The organism is Kitasatospora sp. NPDC092039 (genome assembly GCF_044756065.1).
Taxonomy (GTDB): Bacteria; Actinomycetota; Actinomycetes; order Streptomycetales; family Streptomycetaceae; genus Kitasatospora.
The window spans coordinates 148,929-168,066 of the sequence record NZ_JBIVSD010000017.1 but is presented as its reverse complement, the minus strand read 5'-3'; the positions used below and the strand labels follow the sequence as shown (position 1 = coordinate 168,066).

Sequence of the window (19,138 nt, the reverse complement as noted above, 5' to 3'; positions counted from 1 at the left end):
TGCTCGTCGCCGGCCGCGCTCATCAGGACACCTCCTCGTTCCGATGGAACATCCATAACGCGCTGTCCGCCGGTTGGGAAGGGTGCCGATCCGGCCACCCGTACGGCCGCCGGGGCGGGTCAGCCGGGCAGCGCGGCGTCCCGCTCCGCACCCTCCACCGGGGCCGGCGCCGGGACGGGTGCCGCCCGCCCGGGGACCCCGCGCCAGGCGCGGGCGGCCAGTACGCCGGAGGCCAGGGCGAGGGTGCCGAGCGCGGCGGAGGCCGCGGTGAGGCCGAGGGTCGCCCCGAGCCAGCCGGCCAGCGGGTAGGTGAGCAGCCAGCACCCGTGGGAGAGCGAGAACTGGGCGGCGAAGACCGCCGGGAGGTCCTGCCCGGCAACCGAGTCGCGCAGCACGCGGCCGGTCGGGGTGAGGATCAGCGAGCCGACCGCGCCGAAGGCGGCCCAGACGGCGAGCAGGACGGGCCAGCGCCAGGCGCCCGGCCCGGCGGCCGTGAGCGCGGCGAGCAGGGTGAACAGGCCGACGATCCCGAAGGCCGCCGGGATCATCACGATCCGGTCCGGCAGCCGGTCCAGCACCCGGGGCAGCAGCAGGGCCACGGCCATCGACCCGGCCCCGTAGGCACCGAGCGCGACCGGGACGTCGGTGGCGGGCCGGCCGAGCCGGCCGCGGACGTAGACGACGGTGTTGACGATCACCATGGCACTGCCGGCGGCCGCCGCGAGGTCCAGGGCGAGCATCGCGCGCAGCCGGGGCACGGCGAGGAACAGCCGGGTGCCGCGGACGGACCTGGCGAGGACGCCCCCGCCCGCCTCCACCCGCTCCGGCCGGACCGGTTTGGGCAGGACGGCGGAGAGCACCAGGGCGGCGGAGGCGAGGAACCCGGCGGCGGTGCCCCAGAACAGCCAGTTGTAGCTGATCAGGGCGAGCAGGGCGGCCGCGAGCGCCGGGCTGACCAGGCTCTCGGTGTCGTAGGCGAGCCGGGACAGCGACAGTGCGCGGGTGTACGCCCGCTCCTCGGGCAGCACCTCGGGGATCACCGACTGGAAGGCCGGGGTGAAGGCCGCCGAGGCGCACTGCAGGACGAAGATCAGGACGTAGACCTGCCACACCTCCGCCACGAAGGGCAGGGTGAGGGCGACGGCGGCCCGGATGAGGTCGGAGGCGGCCATCAGGCGCCGGCGCGGGATGCGGTGGGCCACCGCGGTGACCACCGGCGCGATGCCGACGTACGCGAGCATCTTGATCGCCAGCGCGGTGCCGAGCACCGATCCGGCGTCCGCTCCGGCGAGGTCGTACGCGAGGAGGCCGAGCGCCACCGTGGCGAGGCCGGTGCCCACCAGGGCGACGGTCTGGGCGGCGAACAGGTGCAGGTAGGTGCGGTTGCGCAGCACGGACAGCATGAGGGACCCCCGCTCGGGACCGGGCGCGGCAGGACGACACGACCAGGATAGGTCAACATGTGCATGCATGTGCACGTGTTGAGGAAAGAACGGCCCGCACCCCGGAGGGCACGGGCGGGAGGAACGGGGTCAGTCGTGCGGCGGGAGTCCGCCGATCTGGTGGTCGGCGACGCTCAGCGCCTCGTCGACCAGCCGGCGCAGATGGCCGTGGCGCAGCGCGTACACGACGCGCCGGCCGTCCTTGCGGGCGGTGACCAGGCCGGCCAGCCGGAGCTTGCCGAGGTGCTGGCTGACCGAGGTCCGGGGGGCTCCGGCCGCCTCGGTGAGCGTGGTCACGTCGGCCTCGCCGGCGCTCAGCCGCTGGAGCAGGGCGAGCCGGGTGCGGTCCGCGAGCAGCGCCAGGATGCCGGCCGCGGCCTCCAGCCGCTCGTCGTCCCGACGCTCCTGCGCATGGTGCGCACCTGATACCTGAAGGCTGCCGCTCATGGCGCCATCGTAGGGCCCCGGCGTCCCGGCGCGCCGTCCGGGCCGTCCGGGCCGTGACAGCGCTTCGGCCGGTCCGGTTGACAGACCGGACCGGCCGAAGCGCCGGGCAGCGCCGGCCCGACGCGCCCGGCCGGAGAGGCCGCCGTGGACTCCTCCGGCCGGGTCATCGGATCAGGCGTTCGCGCCCCACAGGGAGCCCGGGACGGCGGTGTGACGCAGGGTCTGCCGCCACTCGTCACCCGGCGGGCAGGGGGTGGGCGGACACGGCGGCGGCGGGCACTCCTGCCGGTCCTCGACCGTGATCGCCACGCACGGGCAGTCCTCGGTCAGCTCGACCGTGCTCACCGCGGGCTGCGACAGCTCGTACCCGGGCGGCGCCGCGGTCTCCTGCCAGTAGTACGTGCCCAGCGGCAGACCCTCCGCGGAGCAGACGCCCGACGCGGGGGTCACGCACGGCGAGCCCACGGCGGTGTCCGGGTCGGCCCCGGTGGTCTGCAGGCCGGGGACACCGTTGGTCTCGTGCCACAGCTGGAAGGTCGCCCCCGCCAGCGGGTGGCCGGTGTCGGCGTCGACCTTGGTGACGGAGGTGGAGCCGGTCGGAAGGACCGTCTTCACGTCCTTGACGGTGACCTGGACGTCCGGCCGGCGTCCGTCGAGGACGACGGTGGTCACCGCGGGCCGCGGCAGCTCGTAGCCGGGCGGCGCCACGGTCTCCTGCCAGTAGTACACGCCCAGCGCGAGGTCGTCGGTGGAGCAGACGCCCGTGGCCGGGGTGACGCACGGGGCGCCGACCTTGGTGTCCGGGTCGGCCCCGGTGGTCTGCAGGCCCGGAACGCCGTTGGTCTCGTGCCACAGCTGGAACACGGCGCCGGCCAGCGGGCGGCCGGTCTCGGCGTCGACCTTGGTGACGGAGGTGGAGCCGGTCGGGACGACCGACTTCACGTCCTTGACGGTGACCCTGACGTGCTGCCCGCCGGTGTCCAGCACCACGGTCGTCACGGCCTGCTGCGGCAGGTCGTACCCGGGAGGAGCGTCGGTCTCCTGCCAGTAGTAGGTGCCCAGCGGCAGACCCTCCGCGACGCATTCACCCGTCGCCGGGGTCACGCACGGCGAGCCCACCGCGGTGTCCGGGTTGGCCCCGGTGGTCTGCAGGCCGGCCACGCCGTTGGTCTCGTGCCACAGCTGGAACGTCGCCCCCGCCAGCGGCCGCCCCGTGACGGAGTCGACCTTGGTGACGGTGGTGGCGCCGACGGGAGCGCTCGTCTTGGCGTCCTGGACGGTGACCGGCACGTTCTCCCCGTTCGCGTCCAGCACCACGGTGGTCACGTTGAGTTCGGGCAGGTCGTACCCGTTGGGGGCCGAGACCTCCTGCCAGTAGTACGTGCCCAGCGGCAGGCCGCTCGCCGAGCAGACGCCCGACGCCGGGGTCACGCACGGCGAACCCACCGCGGTGTCCGGGTTCGCCCCGGTGGTCTGCAGACCGGCCACGCCGTTGGTCTCGTGCCACAGCTGGAACGTCGCCCCCGCCAGCGGCTGGGAGGTCGCGGAGTCGACCTTCGTCACGCTGGTGGACGCGGTGGGAGCGGCGGTCTCGGTGTTGTCCACGGTGACCGGGACGTTCTGCCCGTTGGTGTTCAGCACGACCGTGGTCACGTTGAGCCCGGGCAGGTCGTAGCCGGGAGGAGCGGCCGTCTCCTGCCAGTAGTACGTGCCCAGCGGCAGGTCGCTCGCCGAGCAGACGCCCGACGCCGGGGTCACGCACGGCGAACCCACCGCGGTGTCCGGGTTCGCCCCGGTGGTCTGCAGGCCGGCCACGCCGTTGGTCTCGTGCCACAGCTGGAAGGTCGCCCCCGCCAGCGGCCGCGAGGTCGCCGAGTCGACCTTCGTCACACTGGTCGAGCCAGTCTCGACGACCGGGCTCAGGGTGTCCCTGACGGTGACCGGCACGTTCTGCCCGCCGGTGCTGAGCACCACGGTCGTCACCGCGGGCTGCGGCAGGTCGTAGCCGGGAGGAGCGGCGGTCTCCTCCCAGTAGTAGGTGCCCAGCGGGAGGTCGGCCGTGGAGCAGACGCCGTCCGCCCCGGTGGTGCAGGGGGCGCCGACCTTGGTGTCCGGGTCGGTGCCCGAGGTCTGCAGGCCGGGGACGTCGTTGGTCTCACGCCACAGCTGGAAGACCGCGCCCGCCAGCGGCTTCGAGGTGACGGAGTCGACCTTCGTCACACTGGTCGAGCCGGTGGGCGCCGGCGGGGTGCCGCACTCCGGGAGGTCGCCGTTGAAGGGATAGGCGTGGAACTCGGTGCCGGTCATCCCCGAGCCCGAGTTGTGCAGCAGCGAACCGGTGGTGAAGAACCGTCCGTTCAGGCCGGGCAGGTTCATGGTGGCGGTGCTGGCCGGGTTGCCGACCAGCACGCTGCCCTGGAACTGCCCCGAGCCCGTGAGGGTGACGGTCGTCGCGGTGGGGAAGTTCCACAGCAGGCGCTCGCGCAGCTGGTTCCAGGGGTCGGTGTCCACCAGGCTGCCGCTGTAGGTGTTGATGGTGCGGGCGCCGCCCACGAGGTTGACCAGCACCGTGGCGTTCGCGGGGATGCCGGCGAACGCGATGCCCTGGGTGCCGCCCCCGTTCCCGACCAGGTCGAAGTCGACGTTGAAGACCTGGAGGGCGGAGGTGCCGTCGCCGGTGAACAGGGTCTGGTACCCCTGGTTGACGGCGGTCCCGGTGGCGGGGCGGGGCGTGCCGACCCCGGCGTAGCACTCGCTCGCCGTCTGCAGCTGACCGCGCAGCGGCGTGTAGGCGGCCACCGCCTGCGGGTCCTGGACCTTCGTGCCGGTGATGTTGCCCGTGGCGGTGCCCGCGTAGCGGACCACGCCCCCGTCCGCCAGGAGGGTCTGCCCTGGGGCGATGGTGACGGTGCCGCCGGCGGTGAGGAAGTCGGCGCCGTCCGGCGGGGGGACGCGGGAGCCCACGCCGACGATGCCGATGTTGTAGACCGAGCTGACGCCGGCCGCCTTGTTCTGGTCGAAGTTGCCGAGGGTCACCACGTGGCCCTCGGCCTCCGCGGCCGAACCCCTGACGTTGAAGTCGCCGCCGACGAAGATGTTCACGCCGGCGTCGCGTCCGGCGAAGGGGCCGTTGTTGATCGGCGGGAACGTGGCCGGGCAGTCCGCGCCCAGGCAGGGTCCGAGCCCTCCGGGCAGGCCGGCCGCGTGGGCGGCCGTCGGTGCGACGAGCGACATGCCGAAGGGGACGAGCGCCAGGGCCAGGGCGGAGCCCATCGCCCTGCCGAGTCGGCGTCTCCAGGTGGCGGCGGGCGCCGGATTCTGACTGGGCTTCACCTCAGTCCTTCCATCTGTGGATCCAGTACGGCCCTCGGAGTTTCCTGGGCCGCCGCGCCGGGCGGCGGTGACACGCGAGCGGTTTCGCCTGAACGCCGCGCCGGTGCACCCGGTCGGCGGCACCGGGCCCGGTCCGTCCCCGACCGGGCCCGGTGCCGCCGACCGCCGGGTCTGTGCGCGCCCGCCCTCACCGGGCCGCCGCCGACCGCCTCGGTGGCTGTCCGCCGCTATCCGGGGGTCCCGCCCGCGGCGGCGGGGGCGTCGAACTCGGCGAGGGTCTCGCGGGTGAAGCCGAAGAAGTACGTGGCCAGGAAGCCCGCGAGGTAGCCGGTCAGCAGCCCGCCGCCGTAGACGGCGGCGCCCGCGAGGAGCCCGTGCGAGTCGGCCAGCAGCGGGAACAGGGCCCAGCCGGAGGGCCCGATCGCGGTGGAGCCGACCGTGTCGCCGAGCTGGCCGGCCGCCCCGACGAAGGCGCCGCCCGCGGCGCCGCCGACGCAGGCGGTGACGAAGGGGCGCCCCAGCGGCAGGGTCACCCCGTAGACCAGGGGCTCGCCGACGCCGAGCAGGCCGGCCGGGAGGGCGGACCTGATGGTGGCCCGGAGGGAGGCGTTGTGCCGCAGCCTCAGGTAGACGGCCACCGCGCAGCCGACCTGCCCGGCGCCGGCCATGGCGAGGATCGGCAGCAGGACGGTGGAGCCCTGCTGCTGGATCAGGGTGGTGTGGATCGGGATCAGCGCCTGGTGCAGGCCGAGCATGACCAGTGGCAGGAAGAGGCCGCCGAGCACGAGCCCGGCGAGCAGGCCGCCGTGGGCGAGCAGCCAGGTGGCGCCGTGGCCGATGGCGGTGGAGACCTCCCCCGCGACGAACATCAGCCCGAACAGCGCCGCCAGCCCGCCGAGCAGGACGGTGACGGTGGGGGTGACCAGCACGTCCAGGGCATCGGGCACCAGCCGACGGGTCCAGCGCTCCAGGTGGACCGCCAGCAGCGCGGCGCCGAGCGCCCCGACCACCCCGCCCTGCCCCGGGGTGAGGTGGTGCCCGAAGGCCTCCACCTTGGCGACCCCGGCGTAGACGATCACACTCGCCACGGCCCCACCGAGCACGGGTGTGCCGCCGAACTCCTTCGCCGTGTTGTAGCCGACGAAGACGGCGATCAGGGACATGAACCCGGAGGAGACCGGGCCCAGCGCGGCGACCAGGGCCGGCGCCCAGCCGAGGTTGGCGAGGGCGCCGGAGAGGCCGGCGACGATGCCGCAGCCGATCAGGGCGGGGATCAGCGGGACGAAGATGTTCGCGATCCGGCGCAGCGCCAGCTTCACCGGGGTGGCGTTGCGCTGCCGGGCCTCGGCCCGCAGGCGCTCGCCGCGCCCGGCGAGCGCCTCGGCGGTGGTGGCGTCCCGGCCCCCCGGCGCGGCCGCTCCCCCCGTTCCGGCCGCTCCCGCCGGTGCGGCCGCTCCCGCCGGTGCGGCGGCGGGCTCCAGGAGGCGGCGCAGCTGCCCGGTGACCCCGGCGACGGCGGCGGGCCCGAGCACGATCTGGTAGGTGTCGTCCTCGACCGTACCCAGGACCGCCGGCAGCGCCCGCAGCGCGTCGGTGTCGACCAGGGAGCGGTCCGTCAGGCCCAGCCGCAGCCGGGTCATGCAGTGGGTGACCGAGTGGATGTTGGCGGCGCCACCGACCAGCGGGAGGATCGCCTCGGCCACGGCGCGGTTCTTCTCGTCCGACATGCCGGGGGACGTACCCGGGCGCTCCCCGGGCTCAACCGCCGGCGTGCGCGGCGGAGCCGAGCCGGGCGGCCGTCGCCGGGGGGCGGGCGGCACCGTCCGCCCGGTCCGCGAGCGGGTCCTCCTCGGCCCGCATGGTGCGCACCCGGTGCACGTACCGGTCGATCAGATGGCGCAGCACGCTGACGGTCGCGGCGACGTCCGGCTCGGGCACGCCGTCCAGCGCCCCGGCGAGTCCGGCGATGTTGGCCTGTTTCAGGCGGTCGAGCAGTTCCCGTCCGTCGGGGGTGATGGCCACCTGGCGGGCCCGCCGGTCCAGCTCGTCCTGGCTGCGTTCCACCAGCTGCTGGCCCTGGAGGCGGTCGATCTGCCGGGTCACGTGGGAGGGCTTGACCATCAGGCGGTCGGCCAGGTCGCTCACCCGGCTGGCCCCCGCGCCCTCGGCGAGCGCGCGCAGCAGGTAGACGTCCGAGCGGTTGGCGGTGATGCCGGCCCGCGCGGTGCGGCGCTCGTGCTCCTGGGACCGCGTCAGCAGGTAGGTCAGCGTGGCCAGTACGTCCTCCAGGCCGTCCAGGGCCTCCGGCGGGGAGGCGGTGGTCCGGGCGTCTTCGGCGTCTTCTTCGTCCGACATGGGGGAACTGTAGCGATCGGGTGCCGACGGCGGTCCGGACGGGGAAGCATGGCCGGATTCCGGACAGATTCGGCCGACACCCGGTACGCCCTTTCGCCACCACGGAACGCGAGTTAGCGTGACGTTCAGTTAGTTGCTTTGGGCACGTAATTACGCCCGGCCCAACTCCCGGAAGGGGATTCACCGATGGCCACCACCGAGAGGACCCCGCGCTTCACCCACCCCGCCGCCCGCGGCACCTGCCCGTTCGACCCGCCGCCCGCCTACGGGCAGGCCCGGCAGGAGGAACCGGTCAGCCGCGTCTCCCTGTGGGACGGCTCCACCAGCTGGCTGGTCACCCGCCACGAGGACGTCAAGGCGGTCCTCTCCGACCCCCGGTTCAGTTCCGACTCCACCCGGCCCGGCTTCCCGTTCATCAGCGCGGGCGCCCGGCAGCTGAACACCGGCCGGCCCACCATCATCCGGATGGACGAGCCCGAGCACTCCCGCCACCGCCGGATGCTGACCGGCGAGTTCATGATCAAGAAGGTCGAGGCGCTGCGCCCCGAGGTCCAGCGGATCGCCGACGACCTGCTGGACCGGATGACCGAGGGCCGCTCGCACGGCGACCTGGTCCGCGAGTTCGCCCTGCCGCTGCCCTCCCTGGTGATCTGCCTGCTGCTCGGCGTCCCCTACCAGGACCACGACTTCTTCCAGGAGCGCAGCCGCGTCCTGCTGCACCGCTCCGCCACCCCCGAGCAGGTCACCGCCGCCCAGGCCGAGCTGGTCGACTACCTGGTCGACCTCACCGAGGCCAAGCGCGCCCGGCCCGACGACGGCATCCTCAGCCGCCTGCTGGAGCGCGGCGAGCTGAGCACCGAGGAGATCGGCTCGATGGGCCGGCTGCTGCTGATCGCCGGACACGAGACCACCGCGAACATGACCGCGCTCTCCGTCCTCGCCCTGCTGCGCAACCCCGACCAGCTCGACCACCTGCGCGAGCACCCCGGGTCCGTGCCCGGCGCGGTCGAGGAGCTGCTGCGCTACCTGACCATCGTGCACTCCGGGTTGTCCCGGGTCGCCACCGAGGACGTCGACCTGGACGGCGTGCGGATCAGGGCGGGCGAGGGCGTCGTCTGCATGGTCAACACCGCCAACCGGGACGAGCGCGAGTTCCCCGGCGGCGACGAGCTCGACCTGACCCGCGACGCCCGCCGCCACCTGGCCTTCGGCTTCGGCGGCCACCAGTGCCTGGGACAGCCGCTGGCCCGGCTGGAGCTGCAGATCGCGCTGGCCACCGTCCTGCGGCGGCTGCCCCGGCTGCGCCTGGCCGTCCCGTTCGAGGAGGTCCGCTTCCGCGGCGAGATGCTCGTCTACGGCGTCCACGAGCTGCCGGTCACCTGGTGACCGGCTCCCCCCGCTGACCGTCCCGACCACTCCGACCCACCTGCTCCGCGGCGCAGTTCGCGACCGCGGGGCCCCCGCTCCGAAGGGAAGACCATGCTCGTCCGGATCGACCAGGAGAAGTGCTGCGGCGCCGGGCACTGTGTGCTCGCCGCCCCCGACGTCTTCGACCAGCGCGACGAGGACGGCATCGTCGTCCTGCTCGACGCCGAACCGCCCGCCGGGCTCCACCAGGCCGTCCGGGACGCCGCCGCGGTCTGCCCCGCCTCGGCGATCAGCCTGGAGCAGGTGTGACCGCACTGCGGGACGTGGCCGTGGTCGGCGCCGGCGCGGCCGGGCTGCACGCCGCCGAGGCGCTGCGCCGCTCCGGCTACGACGGCCGCCTCACCCTGATCGGGGCCGAGCCGGAGCCGCCGTACGACCGGCCGCCGCTGTCCAAGCACCTGCTCGGCGGGGAGTGGCAGCCCGACCGCCTGGCCCTGCGCGGCCCCGAGGCGCTGGACGGGCTCCGGCTCGACCTGCGCCTCGGGGTCCGCGCCGAGCGGCTGGACCGCCGGGAACGCACCGTGCGGCTCTCGGACGGCCGGCGGGTGCGCTGCGACGCCGTCGTCGTCGCCACCGGGGTCCGCCCGCGCCGGCTCCCCGGCGCCGACGCGCCCCGGCCCGGGGCGCACGTGCTGCGCACCCTCGCCGACGCCCTCGCCCTGCGCGAGGAACTGCGCGCGGGCGTACGGCTGTTGGTGGTCGGCGGCGGGCTGCTGGGCGCCGAGGCGGCGGCCACCGCCGTCGGGCTCGGCGCCGAGGTGACCTGGCTGACCTCCACCGCCACACCGCTGGCCGCCGTCCTGGGCGCCGAGACGGCCGCGCTGCTGACCGGCCTGCACCGCGAGCACGGGGTGCGGCTCCACCGGGGCGTGGCCACCGCGCTGCTCGAACGGTGCGGCCGGGCCGTCGGCGTCCGGCTGGCCGACGGCTGCGAACTGACCGCCGACGCCGTGCTGATGGCCGTCGGCTCGGAGCCGGCCACCGAGTGGCTGGCCGGCAGCGGCGTCCCGCTGGACGACGGCGTGGTCTGCGACGCCTACTGCGCCGCCGGCCCCGGCGTCTGGGCGGCCGGGGACGCCGCCTCCTGGCCCGACCCGCGAACCGGCCGCCACCGGCGCCTCGAACAGCGCACCAACGCGACCGAGCAGGCGATGCACGCGGCCCGGAACCTGCTGGCCGGGCCGGACGGCGCCCGGACGGCCTACCGGCCGGTCCCCTACCTGTGGACCGACCAGTACGGGCTTCGGGTCCAGGTGTTCGGCCGGCCCGGCGGCGCGCAGCGGTTCGAGGTGGTCGACGGCAGCCTGGCGGAGCACCGCTTCGCCGCCGTCTGCGTCCGGGACGGCCTGGTCACCGGCGCGGTGGGGATCGCCTCCGCGCGGGCGCTGCGCGGGCTGCGAGCCCGGGTCGCGGCGCACGGTCCGTGGCCGCCCGAGCCCGCCTGAGACCCCGGGCGGCGCACGGTCCGCCGACCGACCGGGCAGGCACGGACCCGCTCACCGACCGGGCAGCTGCGGTCCGCCCGCCAACCGGGCGAGGCGGCGGGCGGTCCGGCATGGTGCGCGGGCCGCGGGACGGCCGGGCCCGGAGACTGGTGGCCCCGCAGCCGGCCAGGGGAGAGCGCACATGGACGACCGCAGCCGCCGAGCCGCCCCGGGGCCCGCGGCCCCCGTCCCCGTCCCGGCGGCACGCTCCCGGGCCGGGGTCCTGGGCACCGCGCTGGCCGCCGTACTGGCGTTCTCGCTCTCCTCCGGCACGTGGCAGTGGTTCTCCGCCTACATCGGGCTGACCCTCCTGGCGGTGGTCCTGTCCTCCACCCACCCGCCGACCCGCGCGACGGACGCCGGCGCCGGCTACGCCCGGAACCTGGCCGCCTACGCGCTGGTCGTCGGGCTGAGCGCGGCCCTCGCCCTGGCCCCCGCGATGCAGCGCTGGTCCTGGCTGTTCCCGATGCCGGGCACCCGCCGCACCTGCCCCCACCTGGGCGACTACGCGCGGCTGCAGGCGCAGTCCGCCCTCGGCGACCTGGCCGCCCGGGACGGCGCCGCGCTCGCCACCGCGCAGGACGAACAGGCCCGGCTCGCCGTCGCCGGCTGCCTGTCCGCCACCACCACGCTCTGGCTGCCGGTGTACGCGCTGGGCGCCGCCCTGCTGGTGGCACTCGCCGTCCGGCTGCTGGACCGGTCCCGTCCGCTGACGGGGTGACGGCCGGCGCTCCCCGGGCTGCTACGCCTGCCCGGGCCAGGGCACCGAGGTCTCGACCCCGGCGGTGTAGTCGACGCCGGGGACGTCCCAGCCGTACAGCTGCCGGAACTGGTTGTAGAACCAGGCGGCCCCGGCCGGGTCGGCGGCCAGCGCGGCCGCCGGGTCGGCCCACAGCTCCCGCACCCGGTCCTGCACGCCGGGGTCCAGCTCCCAGCCGTCCAGGCGGATGCGGCCCTGCGCGTCCAGGACCGGCTCCTTCGCGCCGGTCAGCTGCTCCCACAGGTCCACGGCCTGGTCGTCGGTGGTGCGCCAGCCGTCCTCGCCGAGGACGTTGCGCAGCAGCGAGGTGTACAGGGCGATGGAGGGGATGGCGGTGGACGCCTGGGTGACGGCGGCGCCGGCGACGACGGTGAACGCCCGGCCGCGGTCGGCGAGCATCCCGGTCCGCAACTCGTCGGCGGTGGCCTCCAGGTGCTCCTTGGCGGCGCCGATCGTGCCCTGCCGGTAGACCGGCGCGGTGATCTCGGAGCCGACGTAGGACAGGGCCACGGTGGTGAAGCCGGGGCCGAGCAGGTCCTCCTCGGCCAGCGCCCGCACCCACAGCCGCCAGTCCTCGCCGCCCATCACCTTGACGGTCGCCGCCCGCTCGGCCTCGTCGGCCGGGGTGAGGTCGACGGTGCCGATCTGCGGGGCCCCGTCGTCGAACAGCAGGGACGGCGAGGTGTACGGGGCGCCGAGCGGCTTGATCACCGAGTGGTGGACCTCGCCGGTGGCCGGGTCGGTGCGCCGCGGCGAGGCGAGCGAGTAGACCAGGTAGTCGACCGGGCCGTAGCGCTCGGCGAGCAGCTTGAGCACCTCGGCGCGGGTGGCGTCCGCGTAGGCGTCGGCGTTGACGAAGGTGAAGTCACCGCCGTCGCGCTCGACCAGGGCCGAGGTCGCGGCGGTGCGGTACCAGCCGGCCGTGGCGGTGCGCCGTTCGGTGGCGGCGGCCTCGAAGCCGACGCCGACGCCACGGATGCCCTGGCGGCGCAGCCCGGCGAGCAGGAGCGCCTGGCCGTATCCGGCGCTGGCGCCGAGGATCAGGGCGACCGGGGCCCGGTCGGCCGGTGCCGCGGGCTCGATGCGCTGCCACTGGCGGTCGACGGTGGCTGCGCTGCCGGTGGGGTGGGAGTTGACGATCAGGTAGCCCCGCTGCTTGGGGGTGATCTGCTGGTTGCTCACGCGGTGGCGCCCTCTCCGATCCGGAGATCGTGATCTTGGTGTCGTTCGTCCGGAGCCTATCCGCGTCGACGGGCGCGGCCTTTGCCACGCCGTCACGGAAGATCCGGCCCGCGCTTGTGGGAGGTCGTCATTGCGGCGCGGTCCCGCTTCGGCTATCCCGACCGCCGCACGGCCGGGTCGACCGGCGCCGCCGCCGGCTCCCGCCGGAGCTCGGTGGACTCCCCGCGCCGCCCGCCCGGTGGGAGTCAGTGGCCGCCCCGGGGTTCGTCGCAGCCGTTGTGGTCCGGGTAGCCGGAGAAGGCCTCCACCCGGACGGCGTCGGGGACCACCGTCCCGGCCAGGCACATCCCGGCGGCCTGGACGGTGAAGCCGACGGCGGTCCGCGCGCCGGCGTACACGTTCACCTTCTCCGCCGGGTAGCCGAGGCCGGTGAGCCGGCCGCGGGTGCTGTCCGGGGTGTAGTCGTCGGCCGTGCGCAGCGGTTCGAGCGCCGCCTTGACGCGCCGCACGGCCGCCAGTCCGTCGCAGCGGCTCTGGCCGTGCAGCGGGATGGGCACCTTGAAGCCGTGGTTCTCGGCGTAGTGGTCGAGCGGCGGCGTGGGCGCGGCGGTGGGGGTCTCGGTACGGGCGGGCGTCGGGGTCGGGGTCGGGGTCTCGCCGGGGCAGGGGAAGTCGACCGGCCCGCCCCCGGCCGTGGTCGCGGCAGCGGTGGTCGCGGCCGCCGCCGTCGGCGTACCGGCGCCAACGCCCTGGGCGGTGTCCGCGTGCTTCGTCCCGCACCCCGCCGCCAGCACGGCGAGCACCGCCAGTGCCGGAAGGCCGAGGCGCCCCCGCCGGGTCTTGATCGTCGTCATCCCGCGATGATGCCCCGGCCGGCCGGACGGCGCCACCTCCGTGCCGCTCCGCCGACGAACTGCCCGTCGACACAACCGAGTTGTGGAGATTGCGTGCCCGTCGACTGTGTCCCGGTGCACCGGGTAGGCGCGGGTGAGGGTCTCCGGACCGCCGGGGACCGGCGCCACGGCCACAGGAGGATCTTTCGATGCAGATGCCCGTCCACCCGATGCCCGTCACCTTCCCCCACAGCCCGCTGCCCGACGTCCCGGTCGTCGCGGAGCTGCGGTTCGACCCCGACCTCCCCTACGCGGCCTGCCTGGCCTTCCCCCTGACGCCCTGCGAGTGCGCACCGTCCGAGGCCCAGGTGTGCTGGTACTTCAGCCGGGAGCTGCTGAACGAGGGCCGGCACGCGCCGACCGGCAGCGGCGACGTCCTGGTGAGCCCGGGGCACGAGGGCGAGGTCCTGATAACCCTGCGCGGGCCCGACGGCGGGCAGGCCGTCCTCAGCGCGCCGGAGGGGGAGGTCACCGCCTTCCTGTCGGACTCCTTCCTGCTGGTGCCGGCCGGCACGGAGTCCGAGCACCTGGACGTGGACGCCGCGCTCGCCCGGCTGCTCGACGAGGACTGACCGCCCGGTCGACCGGCCCGCGCCGCACGGGCCGACCCCGCCGTTGCGCCGTTGGAGTGCTCTGCCCCCGCCCGCCACGGCAACCGCGGCGCTCGGCCGCCCCGCGCGCCGCGCGGCCCACTAGGTTCCTGCCGTGGACGAAACCAGGGCTTCGAACGGGCGCCGGCCGTCCGCCGGCGAGCGCGTCACGGCCGGCCTGGACGGACGGCTGCCGGTCACCGAGGCGGGCCGGGAGCTGCTGCGCAAGGTCTTCCCGGACCACTGGTCCTTCCTGCTCGGCGAACTCGCGCTGTACAGCTTCGTGGTGCTGCTGCTGACCGGCGTCTACCTGACGCTCTTCTTCCAGCCGAGCATGAACGAGGTCGTCTACCGGGGCGCCTACCTGCCGCTCAGCGGCGTACGGGTGTCCGAGGCGTACGCGTCCACCCTGCGGATCAGCTTCGAGGTGCGGGGCGGGCTGATGATCCGCCAGATCCACCACTGGTCGGCCCTGCTGTTCGCCTCCGCGATCGGCGTGCACCTGCTGCGGGTGTTCTTCACCGGGGCGTTCCGCCGCCCGCGCGAACTCAACTGGGTGATCGGGGTGACGCTGTTCAACCTCGCGCTGCTGGAGGGGTTCTCCGGCTACTCGCTGCCGGACGACACCCTCTCCGGCACCGGCCTGCGGATCGCCGAGGGCGTGCTGCTCTCGGTGCCGCTGGTCGGCACCTACCTCACCCTGTTCGCCTTCGGCGGCGAGTTCCCCGGCCACGAGATCATCCCCCGGCTGTTCACCGTGCACGTGCTCCTGGTCCCCGGCCTGCTGCTGGCCCTGGTCGGGGCGCACCTGACATTGGTGGTGGTGCTGAAGCACACCCACTGGGCCGCCCCCGGCCGCACCAACCGCAACGTGGTGGGGATGCCGTTCTTCCCCCAGTTCCTGACCCGCACGGTGGGCCTGCTGTTCGCGGTGGGCGGCGTGATGGCGCTGTCGGCGTTCCTCGCCGAGGTCAACCCGATCTGGCGGTACGGCTCCTACCGCCCCGACGTGGTCGCGACGGGCGCCCAGCCGGACTGGTACATCGGCTTCATCGAGGGGGCGCTGCGGCTGATGCCGGCCGCGGAGACCAGGGTGCTCGGGCACACCGTGTCGTGGAACGTCCTCCTGCCCGCCCTGGTGGTGCCCGGCCTGCTGTTCGCGGCGCTGTACGCCTACCCCTTCGTCGAACGGTGGCTCGACCCCGGCGGCGGCGAGCACCACCTGTGCGACCGCCCCCGCAACCGGCCCACCCGTACCGCCCTGGGCGCCGCCGGGGTCACCGTCTACGCGGTGCTCCTGATCGCCGGCGGCAACGACGTGATCGCGTACGCCTTCGAGGTCTCCGTCAACGCGCTCACCGTGGCGCTGCGGGCGGCGCTGGTCGTGCTGCCGCCGGTGGTCTTCGCGCTCACCCGGCGGCTCTGCCTGGCCTTGCAGGCCCGGGACCGCGCCCGGCTGCTGGACGGCGACGAGACCGGCCGGATCGACCAGTCCCACGACGGCGGCTTCACCGGCCACCACCGCCCGGTGCCCGCCGCCGAGCGGTACGTGCTGCTGGCGCGCGCCGCGACGGATCCGGTGACCGCACCCGAGGGAGCGCCCCGGCGCCGGCGGGTGCGCGCCGCGGCCAGCTCCTGGTTCCACCGCGACCGCGTCGAGCTGCCCTCCACCGAGCGGGAGTCGGCGCACATCGCGGCCGTCCTCACCGCCCCGGCCCACCCCGTTCCGCGGGCCGCCCGGGCGCCCGGGCCCGTCCCGGGCGGCCCGCTCCGGCGGCTGCTGCGCCGCCTCAGCCCGCGCCGTGGTCGCGGTACTGGAAGATGAAGCCGGCCACCGAGAGCGCGAGCACCAGGGCTCCGACGACGATCAGCCACCGGGCGAACACCAGCCCCAGCGCGAAGACCGTCACGCCGACCGCCGCGAGGACCGGGTAGCCGCTGCGGGCCGGGAAGAACCCCACCGGCCCGGCGGCCTCCGCGATCTCGGCCTCCTCGCGGTCCTGCGCCCGGCCGCCGCCCAGCCGCTGGTGCTGGACGAACCAGAACAGCGCGACCAGGCCGGACATCAGGAACGCCACCGTCAGGATCGCCTTGCCGGCCGGCTCCTGCGCCCAGAAGCCGTAGACCAGCCCGGTCACCGCGAAGAACGCCGTCATGACGGCGAACAGCCACCCCTCCGCCTTCACCGCCCGCTCCCCCGCTCACCGCTGCGGCCCCGCGGCACCCCGGCGGCGCCGCCCGACGACTCCTCCGGGGGCACCTCCGGATGGTGCAGGTCGAAGGCCGGCGACTCGGAGCGGATCCGGGGCAGCGCGTGGAAGTTGTGCGACGGCGGCGGGCAGGACGTCGCCCACTCCAGCGACCGGCCCCAGCCCCACGGATCGTCCTCGGCGACCTTCTCACCGTGCCGGGTGGTCCGCCAGACGTTGTAGAAGAACGGCAGGTTGGAGACCCCGAGCAGGAACGAGCCGATCGAGGCGCACACGTTCAGGGCGGTGAAGCCGTCGACCGGCAGGTAGCTCGCGTAGCGGCGCGGCATCCCCTGGGCGCCCAGCCAGTGCATCACCAGGAAGGTGGTCTGGAAGCCCACGAACAGGATCCAGAAGTGCACCTTCCCCAGCCTCTCGTCGAGCATCTTCCCGGTGAGCTTCGGCCACCAGAAGTAGAAGCCCCCGAAGGTCGCGAAGACGACCGTGCCGAACAGCACGTAGTGCAGGTGGGCCACCACGAAGTAGCTGTCGGTGACGTGGAAGTCGATCGGCGGCGCGGCCAGCAGCACCCCGCTCAGCCCGCCGAACAGGAAGGTCACCATGAAGCCGATCGACCAGAGCATCGGGGTCTCGAAGGACAGCGAGCCGTTCCACATCGTCCCGACCCAGTTGAAGAACTTCACCCCGGTGGGCACCGCGATCAGGAAGGACATCATCGAGAAGAACGGCAGCAGCACCTGGCCGGTCACGAACATGTGGTGCGCCCACACCGACATGGACAGCGCGGTGATGGCGATCGTCGCGCCGATCATCCCGTAGTAGCCGAACACCGGCTTGCGGCTGAACACCGGGATGATCTCGGTGACGATGCCGAAGAAGGGGATCGCGACGATGTAGACCTCGGGGTGGCCGAAGAACCAGAACAGGTGCTGCCACAGCAGCGCCCCGCCGTTCGCCGCGTCGAAGGCGTGCGCACCGAACTTGCGGTCCGCCTCCAGGCAGAGCAGCGCGGCGGTCAGCACCGGGAAGGCCAGCAGCACCATGACCGAGGTGAACAGCACGTTCCAGGTGAAGATCGGCATCCGGAACAGCGTCATGCCCGGCGCCCGCAGGCAGGTGATGGTGGTGACGAAGTTGACCGAGCCCAGGATGGTGCCCAGGCCGGCCACCACCAGGCCGAGCGCCCACAGGTCCCCGCCCGGCCCGGGCGAGAACAGCGGCCCGTTCAGCGGCGCGTACGCGAACCAGCCGAACGAGGGCGCGCCCCCGGTGGTGAGGAAGCCGCTCAGCACCATCAGCCCGCCCAGCAGGAAGGCCCAGTAGGTGAAGGCGTTCAGCCGGGGGAAGGCGACGTCCGGCGAGCCGATCTGCAGCGGCATGATCGCGTTGGCGAACCCGGCGAAGGTCGGGGTGGCGAACAGCAGCAGCATGATCGTGCCGTGCATGGTGAACAGCTGGTTGTACCGCTCGTTCGACAGCAGCCCGGTGTCCGGCCCCATCAGCTGGGCCCGCATCAGCAGCGCCATCACGCCCCCGGCCAGGAAGAAGCCGAAGGCCGTCACCAGGTACAGGTTCCCGATGACCTTGTGGTCCGTGGTGAACAGCCAGCGCAGCAGCGTGCCGCCCTGCCGGACGCGCGCCCGGGTGCGGTGCTGCGCACGGGGCGGCGCGGTGGACGAAGCGCTCATGGAACCTCCGCAGCGGAGCCGGTGACGCCCCCCGGTCGCGGCGCCGATCCCCTCCCCGGCCCAAGCGGAGGGCCCGCCCTCGCACGCCATCGCCGACCCTAGCGGCGGCGGCCCGGGCCGCCGGGGCGCCACGCGGTACGGGCCCGCGCCCGGGTGCGGCGCCGCGCCCGGGCGGCGCCGTCCGCGGGCGGCGGGCTCAGCGCTCCCGGAGGTCCGGGACCACCTCGCGCAGGCGCTCGGCGCCGATCGCGCCCGCCCGCAGCAGCACCGGCACCTCGCCGGTGACGTCCACGATCGAGGAGGGCACGGCGGCCGCGGTCGGGCCCCCGTCGAGGTAGACGGCGACCGAGTCGCCGAGCATGCCCTGGGCGGCGTCGCAGTCCTGCGGGGAGTCGTGCCCGGTCAGGTTCGCGCTGGAGACCGCCAACGGCCCGGTCGCGTTGAGCAGTTCGACGGCGACCGGGTGCGCGGGCATCCGCACCGCGACCGTCCCGTTGGTCTCGCCGAGGTCGAGGTCGACCGACTCCAGGTGGCGGGCGACCACGGTCAGCCCGCCCGGCCAGAACTCCTTGACCAGGTTCCGCGCGCGCTCCGTCACCTCGACCAGCCCGTCCAGGGCCTCCGGGGAGCCGACCAGCACCGGCGAGGGCATGTTCCGCCCCCGCCCCTTGGCCCGCAGCAGGCGGTCGACGGCCTGCGGCACGAAGGCGTCCGCGCCCACGCCGTACACGGTGTCCGTGGGCAGCACGACCAGCTCTCCGCGGCGCACCGCGGCCACGGCCTCGCGCAGCCCGGCTGCGCGCTCGGACGGGTCCGAGCAGTCAAATCGACGAGTCATCAGGGTCTCCACCGGCGGGCCGCCGGCCCGCCCCGTTCCTCCGGCCCGGCCACCTCTCCGGCCGGGCACGACCTGGTCAGCCTACCCGCCCCGGCGGGCGGTGGCGGGCGGACGTAGGTTGCGGACATGACCAGTGACGAGACGGTCCCGGCGGTGGGAGTGCGGCCGCTGGACGAGGTGTTCGCCGCGATCGACAAGGTCAACCGGCGCCCCCGGCCCTGGAGCGGCTTCGAGCACGGCGTGCTCGGCGCCTACCGGTGGGCCGCCGGCGCCCAGGTCGCGGCCCCGGTCACCGCCGCCGCGACGGCCGGCGCCACCGGCCCGGGCCACGCCCAGCTTCTGGCGGAATGCCAGGCCGCCGCCGTCCACCTCCACCGGGCCCGCTCCCAGGGCGCGGACCACGGCTACGTGCTCGGTGTCCACCGGGCACTGGCCTGGCTCTGCGGACTGCACGAGGACCGCCCCTGAAGTCGGGCGGTCCTCGTGCG

17 protein-coding genes are annotated in these 19,138 nt (G+C 74.7%); 7 read left to right on the top strand and 10 right to left on the bottom strand.

Annotated elements, in window-relative coordinates; genetic code table 11:
• Positions 1 to 119: 119 nt before the first annotated feature.
• From ACIQI7_RS29250 to ACIQI7_RS29230, 5 genes are all read right to left on the bottom strand, one after another.
• A complete protein-coding gene (locus ACIQI7_RS29250) occupies positions 120 to 1,403 on the bottom strand; it encodes an MFS transporter (RefSeq protein ID WP_401115556.1) in 1,284 nt (427 codons plus the stop codon).
• 129 nt (positions 1,404 to 1,532) lie between these two features.
• The gene (locus tag ACIQI7_RS29245) at positions 1,533 to 1,889 is read right to left on the bottom strand and encodes an ArsR/SmtB family transcription factor (protein WP_387755424.1); all 357 of its coding nucleotides are present in this window, start codon (positions 1,887 to 1,889) and stop codon (positions 1,533 to 1,535) included.
• A gap of 171 nt (positions 1,890 to 2,060) precedes the next feature.
• Positions 2,061 to 5,222: a SpaA isopeptide-forming pilin-related protein gene (locus ACIQI7_RS29240; protein WP_401115551.1), complete on the bottom strand. Its 3,162-nt coding sequence runs from the start codon at positions 5,220 to 5,222 to the stop codon at positions 2,061 to 2,063.
• 227 nt (positions 5,223 to 5,449) lie between these two features.
• Positions 5,450 to 6,949 carry a PTS transporter subunit EIIC gene (locus tag ACIQI7_RS29235; protein WP_401115548.1) on the bottom strand — a complete coding sequence of 500 codons (1,500 nt, stop codon included), beginning with the start codon at positions 6,947 to 6,949 and terminating at the stop codon, positions 5,450 to 5,452.
• 31 nt (positions 6,950 to 6,980) lie between these two features.
• Positions 6,981 to 7,577 carry a MarR family winged helix-turn-helix transcriptional regulator gene (locus tag ACIQI7_RS29230; RefSeq protein WP_401115545.1) on the bottom strand — a complete coding sequence of 199 codons (597 nt, stop codon included), beginning with the start codon at positions 7,575 to 7,577 and terminating at the stop codon, positions 6,981 to 6,983.
• A gap of 186 nt (positions 7,578 to 7,763) precedes the next feature.
• On the opposite strand from ACIQI7_RS29230, the gene ACIQI7_RS29225 reads away from it, so the two are divergent.
• The 4 genes from ACIQI7_RS29225 to ACIQI7_RS29210 all read left to right on the top strand — a co-directional run bounded on the left by ACIQI7_RS29225 (position 7,764) and on the right by ACIQI7_RS29210 (position 11,210).
• Positions 7,764 to 8,963 carry a cytochrome P450 gene (locus ACIQI7_RS29225; RefSeq protein ID WP_401115542.1) on the top strand — a complete coding sequence of 400 codons (1,200 nt, stop codon included), beginning with the start codon at positions 7,764 to 7,766 and terminating at the stop codon, positions 8,961 to 8,963.
• 93 nt (positions 8,964 to 9,056) lie between these two features.
• Positions 9,057 to 9,254, top strand: coding sequence for a ferredoxin (locus ACIQI7_RS29220; RefSeq protein WP_401115539.1), 198 nt, complete (start codon positions 9,057 to 9,059; stop codon positions 9,252 to 9,254).
• Positions 9,251 to 10,450, top strand: a complete 1,200-nt coding sequence (locus ACIQI7_RS29215) for an NAD(P)/FAD-dependent oxidoreductase (protein ID WP_401115536.1) — start codon at positions 9,251 to 9,253, stop codon at positions 10,448 to 10,450. Before ACIQI7_RS29220 ends, ACIQI7_RS29215 begins: the two co-directional genes overlap by 4 nt.
• A 181-nt stretch (positions 10,451 to 10,631) precedes the next feature.
• Positions 10,632 to 11,210, top strand: a complete 579-nt coding sequence (locus ACIQI7_RS29210; RefSeq protein WP_401115533.1) for a hypothetical protein — start codon at positions 10,632 to 10,634, stop codon at positions 11,208 to 11,210.
• A gap of 21 nt (positions 11,211 to 11,231) precedes the next feature.
• On the opposite strand, the gene ACIQI7_RS29205 is transcribed toward ACIQI7_RS29210, so the two are convergent.
• Both ACIQI7_RS29205 and ACIQI7_RS29200 read right to left on the bottom strand, forming a co-directional pair.
• On the bottom strand, positions 11,232 to 12,431 hold the full coding sequence (locus ACIQI7_RS29205) for an enoyl-[acyl-carrier-protein] reductase FabV (protein ID WP_401115530.1): 1,200 nt from the start codon (positions 12,429 to 12,431) through the stop codon (positions 11,232 to 11,234).
• A 245-nt stretch (positions 12,432 to 12,676) separates the two neighbouring features.
• Positions 12,677 to 13,285 (bottom strand): hypothetical protein, encoded by a 609-nt coding sequence (locus ACIQI7_RS29200; RefSeq protein ID WP_401115527.1) that lies wholly within the window; start codon positions 13,283 to 13,285, stop codon positions 12,677 to 12,679.
• 188 nt (positions 13,286 to 13,473) lie between these two features.
• Here ACIQI7_RS29200 and ACIQI7_RS29195 point away from each other — a divergent pair, with 188 nt between their 5' ends.
• Entirely contained in the window at positions 13,474 to 13,896 is a 423-nt protein-coding gene (locus ACIQI7_RS29195; RefSeq protein WP_401115524.1) for an SsgA family sporulation/cell division regulator, read from the top strand.
• 133 nt (positions 13,897 to 14,029) lie between these two features.
• Positions 14,030 to 15,739: a cytochrome bc complex cytochrome b subunit gene (locus tag ACIQI7_RS29190; protein ID WP_401115521.1), complete on the top strand. Its 1,710-nt coding sequence runs from the start codon at positions 14,030 to 14,032 to the stop codon at positions 15,737 to 15,739.
• Here the strand turns inward: ACIQI7_RS29190 and ACIQI7_RS29185 are convergent.
• The 3 genes from ACIQI7_RS29185 to ACIQI7_RS29175 form a co-directional block, all read right to left on the bottom strand.
• Positions 15,705 to 16,100, bottom strand: coding sequence for a cytochrome c oxidase subunit 4 (locus ACIQI7_RS29185; protein WP_401115518.1), 396 nt, complete (start codon positions 16,098 to 16,100; stop codon positions 15,705 to 15,707). The genes ACIQI7_RS29190 and ACIQI7_RS29185 overlap by 35 nt on opposite strands.
• A complete protein-coding gene (ctaD, locus tag ACIQI7_RS29180) occupies positions 16,097 to 17,812 on the bottom strand; it encodes a cytochrome c oxidase subunit I (RefSeq protein WP_401115515.1) in 1,716 nt (571 codons plus the stop codon). The genes ACIQI7_RS29185 and ctaD overlap by 4 nt, the downstream gene beginning before the upstream one ends.
• 196 nt (positions 17,813 to 18,008) lie before the next feature.
• Positions 18,009 to 18,650 (bottom strand): L-threonylcarbamoyladenylate synthase, encoded by a 642-nt coding sequence (locus tag ACIQI7_RS29175; protein ID WP_401115512.1) that lies wholly within the window; start codon positions 18,648 to 18,650, stop codon positions 18,009 to 18,011.
• A gap of 126 nt (positions 18,651 to 18,776) precedes the next feature.
• Here ACIQI7_RS29175 and ACIQI7_RS29170 point away from each other — a divergent pair, with 126 nt between their 5' ends.
• Positions 18,777 to 19,118 (top strand): hypothetical protein, encoded by a 342-nt coding sequence (locus ACIQI7_RS29170; RefSeq protein WP_401115509.1) that lies wholly within the window; start codon positions 18,777 to 18,779, stop codon positions 19,116 to 19,118.
• Positions 19,119 to 19,138 lie beyond the last annotated feature (20 nt).

Bases quoted from the DNA above. Each gene is read 5' to 3' on its own strand.
- ACIQI7_RS29250 (WP_401115556.1), bottom strand. From the start codon at position 1,403: ATGCTGTCCGTGCTGCGCAACCGCACCTACCTGCACCTGTTCGCCGCC.
- ACIQI7_RS29245 (WP_387755424.1), bottom strand. From the start codon at position 1,889: ATGAGCGGCAGCCTTCAGGTATCAGGTGCGCACCATGCGCAGGAGCGT.
- ACIQI7_RS29235 (WP_401115548.1), bottom strand. From the start codon at position 6,949: ATGTCGGACGAGAAGAACCGCGCCGTGGCCGAGGCGATCCTCCCGCTG.
- ACIQI7_RS29230 (WP_401115545.1), bottom strand. From the start codon at position 7,577: ATGTCGGACGAAGAAGACGCCGAAGACGCCCGGACCACCGCCTCCCCG.
- ACIQI7_RS29225 (WP_401115542.1), top strand. From the start codon at position 7,764: ATGGCCACCACCGAGAGGACCCCGCGCTTCACCCACCCCGCCGCCCGC.
- ACIQI7_RS29220 (WP_401115539.1), top strand. From the start codon at position 9,057: ATGCTCGTCCGGATCGACCAGGAGAAGTGCTGCGGCGCCGGGCACTGT.
- ACIQI7_RS29210 (WP_401115533.1), top strand. From the start codon at position 10,632: ATGGACGACCGCAGCCGCCGAGCCGCCCCGGGGCCCGCGGCCCCCGTC.
- ACIQI7_RS29200 (WP_401115527.1), bottom strand. From the start codon at position 13,285: ATGACGACGATCAAGACCCGGCGGGGGCGCCTCGGCCTTCCGGCACTG.
- ACIQI7_RS29195 (WP_401115524.1), top strand. From the start codon at position 13,474: ATGCAGATGCCCGTCCACCCGATGCCCGTCACCTTCCCCCACAGCCCG.
- ctaD (WP_401115515.1), bottom strand. From the start codon at position 17,812: ATGAGCGCTTCGTCCACCGCGCCGCCCCGTGCGCAGCACCGCACCCGG.
- ACIQI7_RS29175 (WP_401115512.1), bottom strand. From the start codon at position 18,650: ATGACTCGTCGATTTGACTGCTCGGACCCGTCCGAGCGCGCAGCCGGG.
- ACIQI7_RS29170 (WP_401115509.1), top strand. From the start codon at position 18,777: ATGACCAGTGACGAGACGGTCCCGGCGGTGGGAGTGCGGCCGCTGGAC.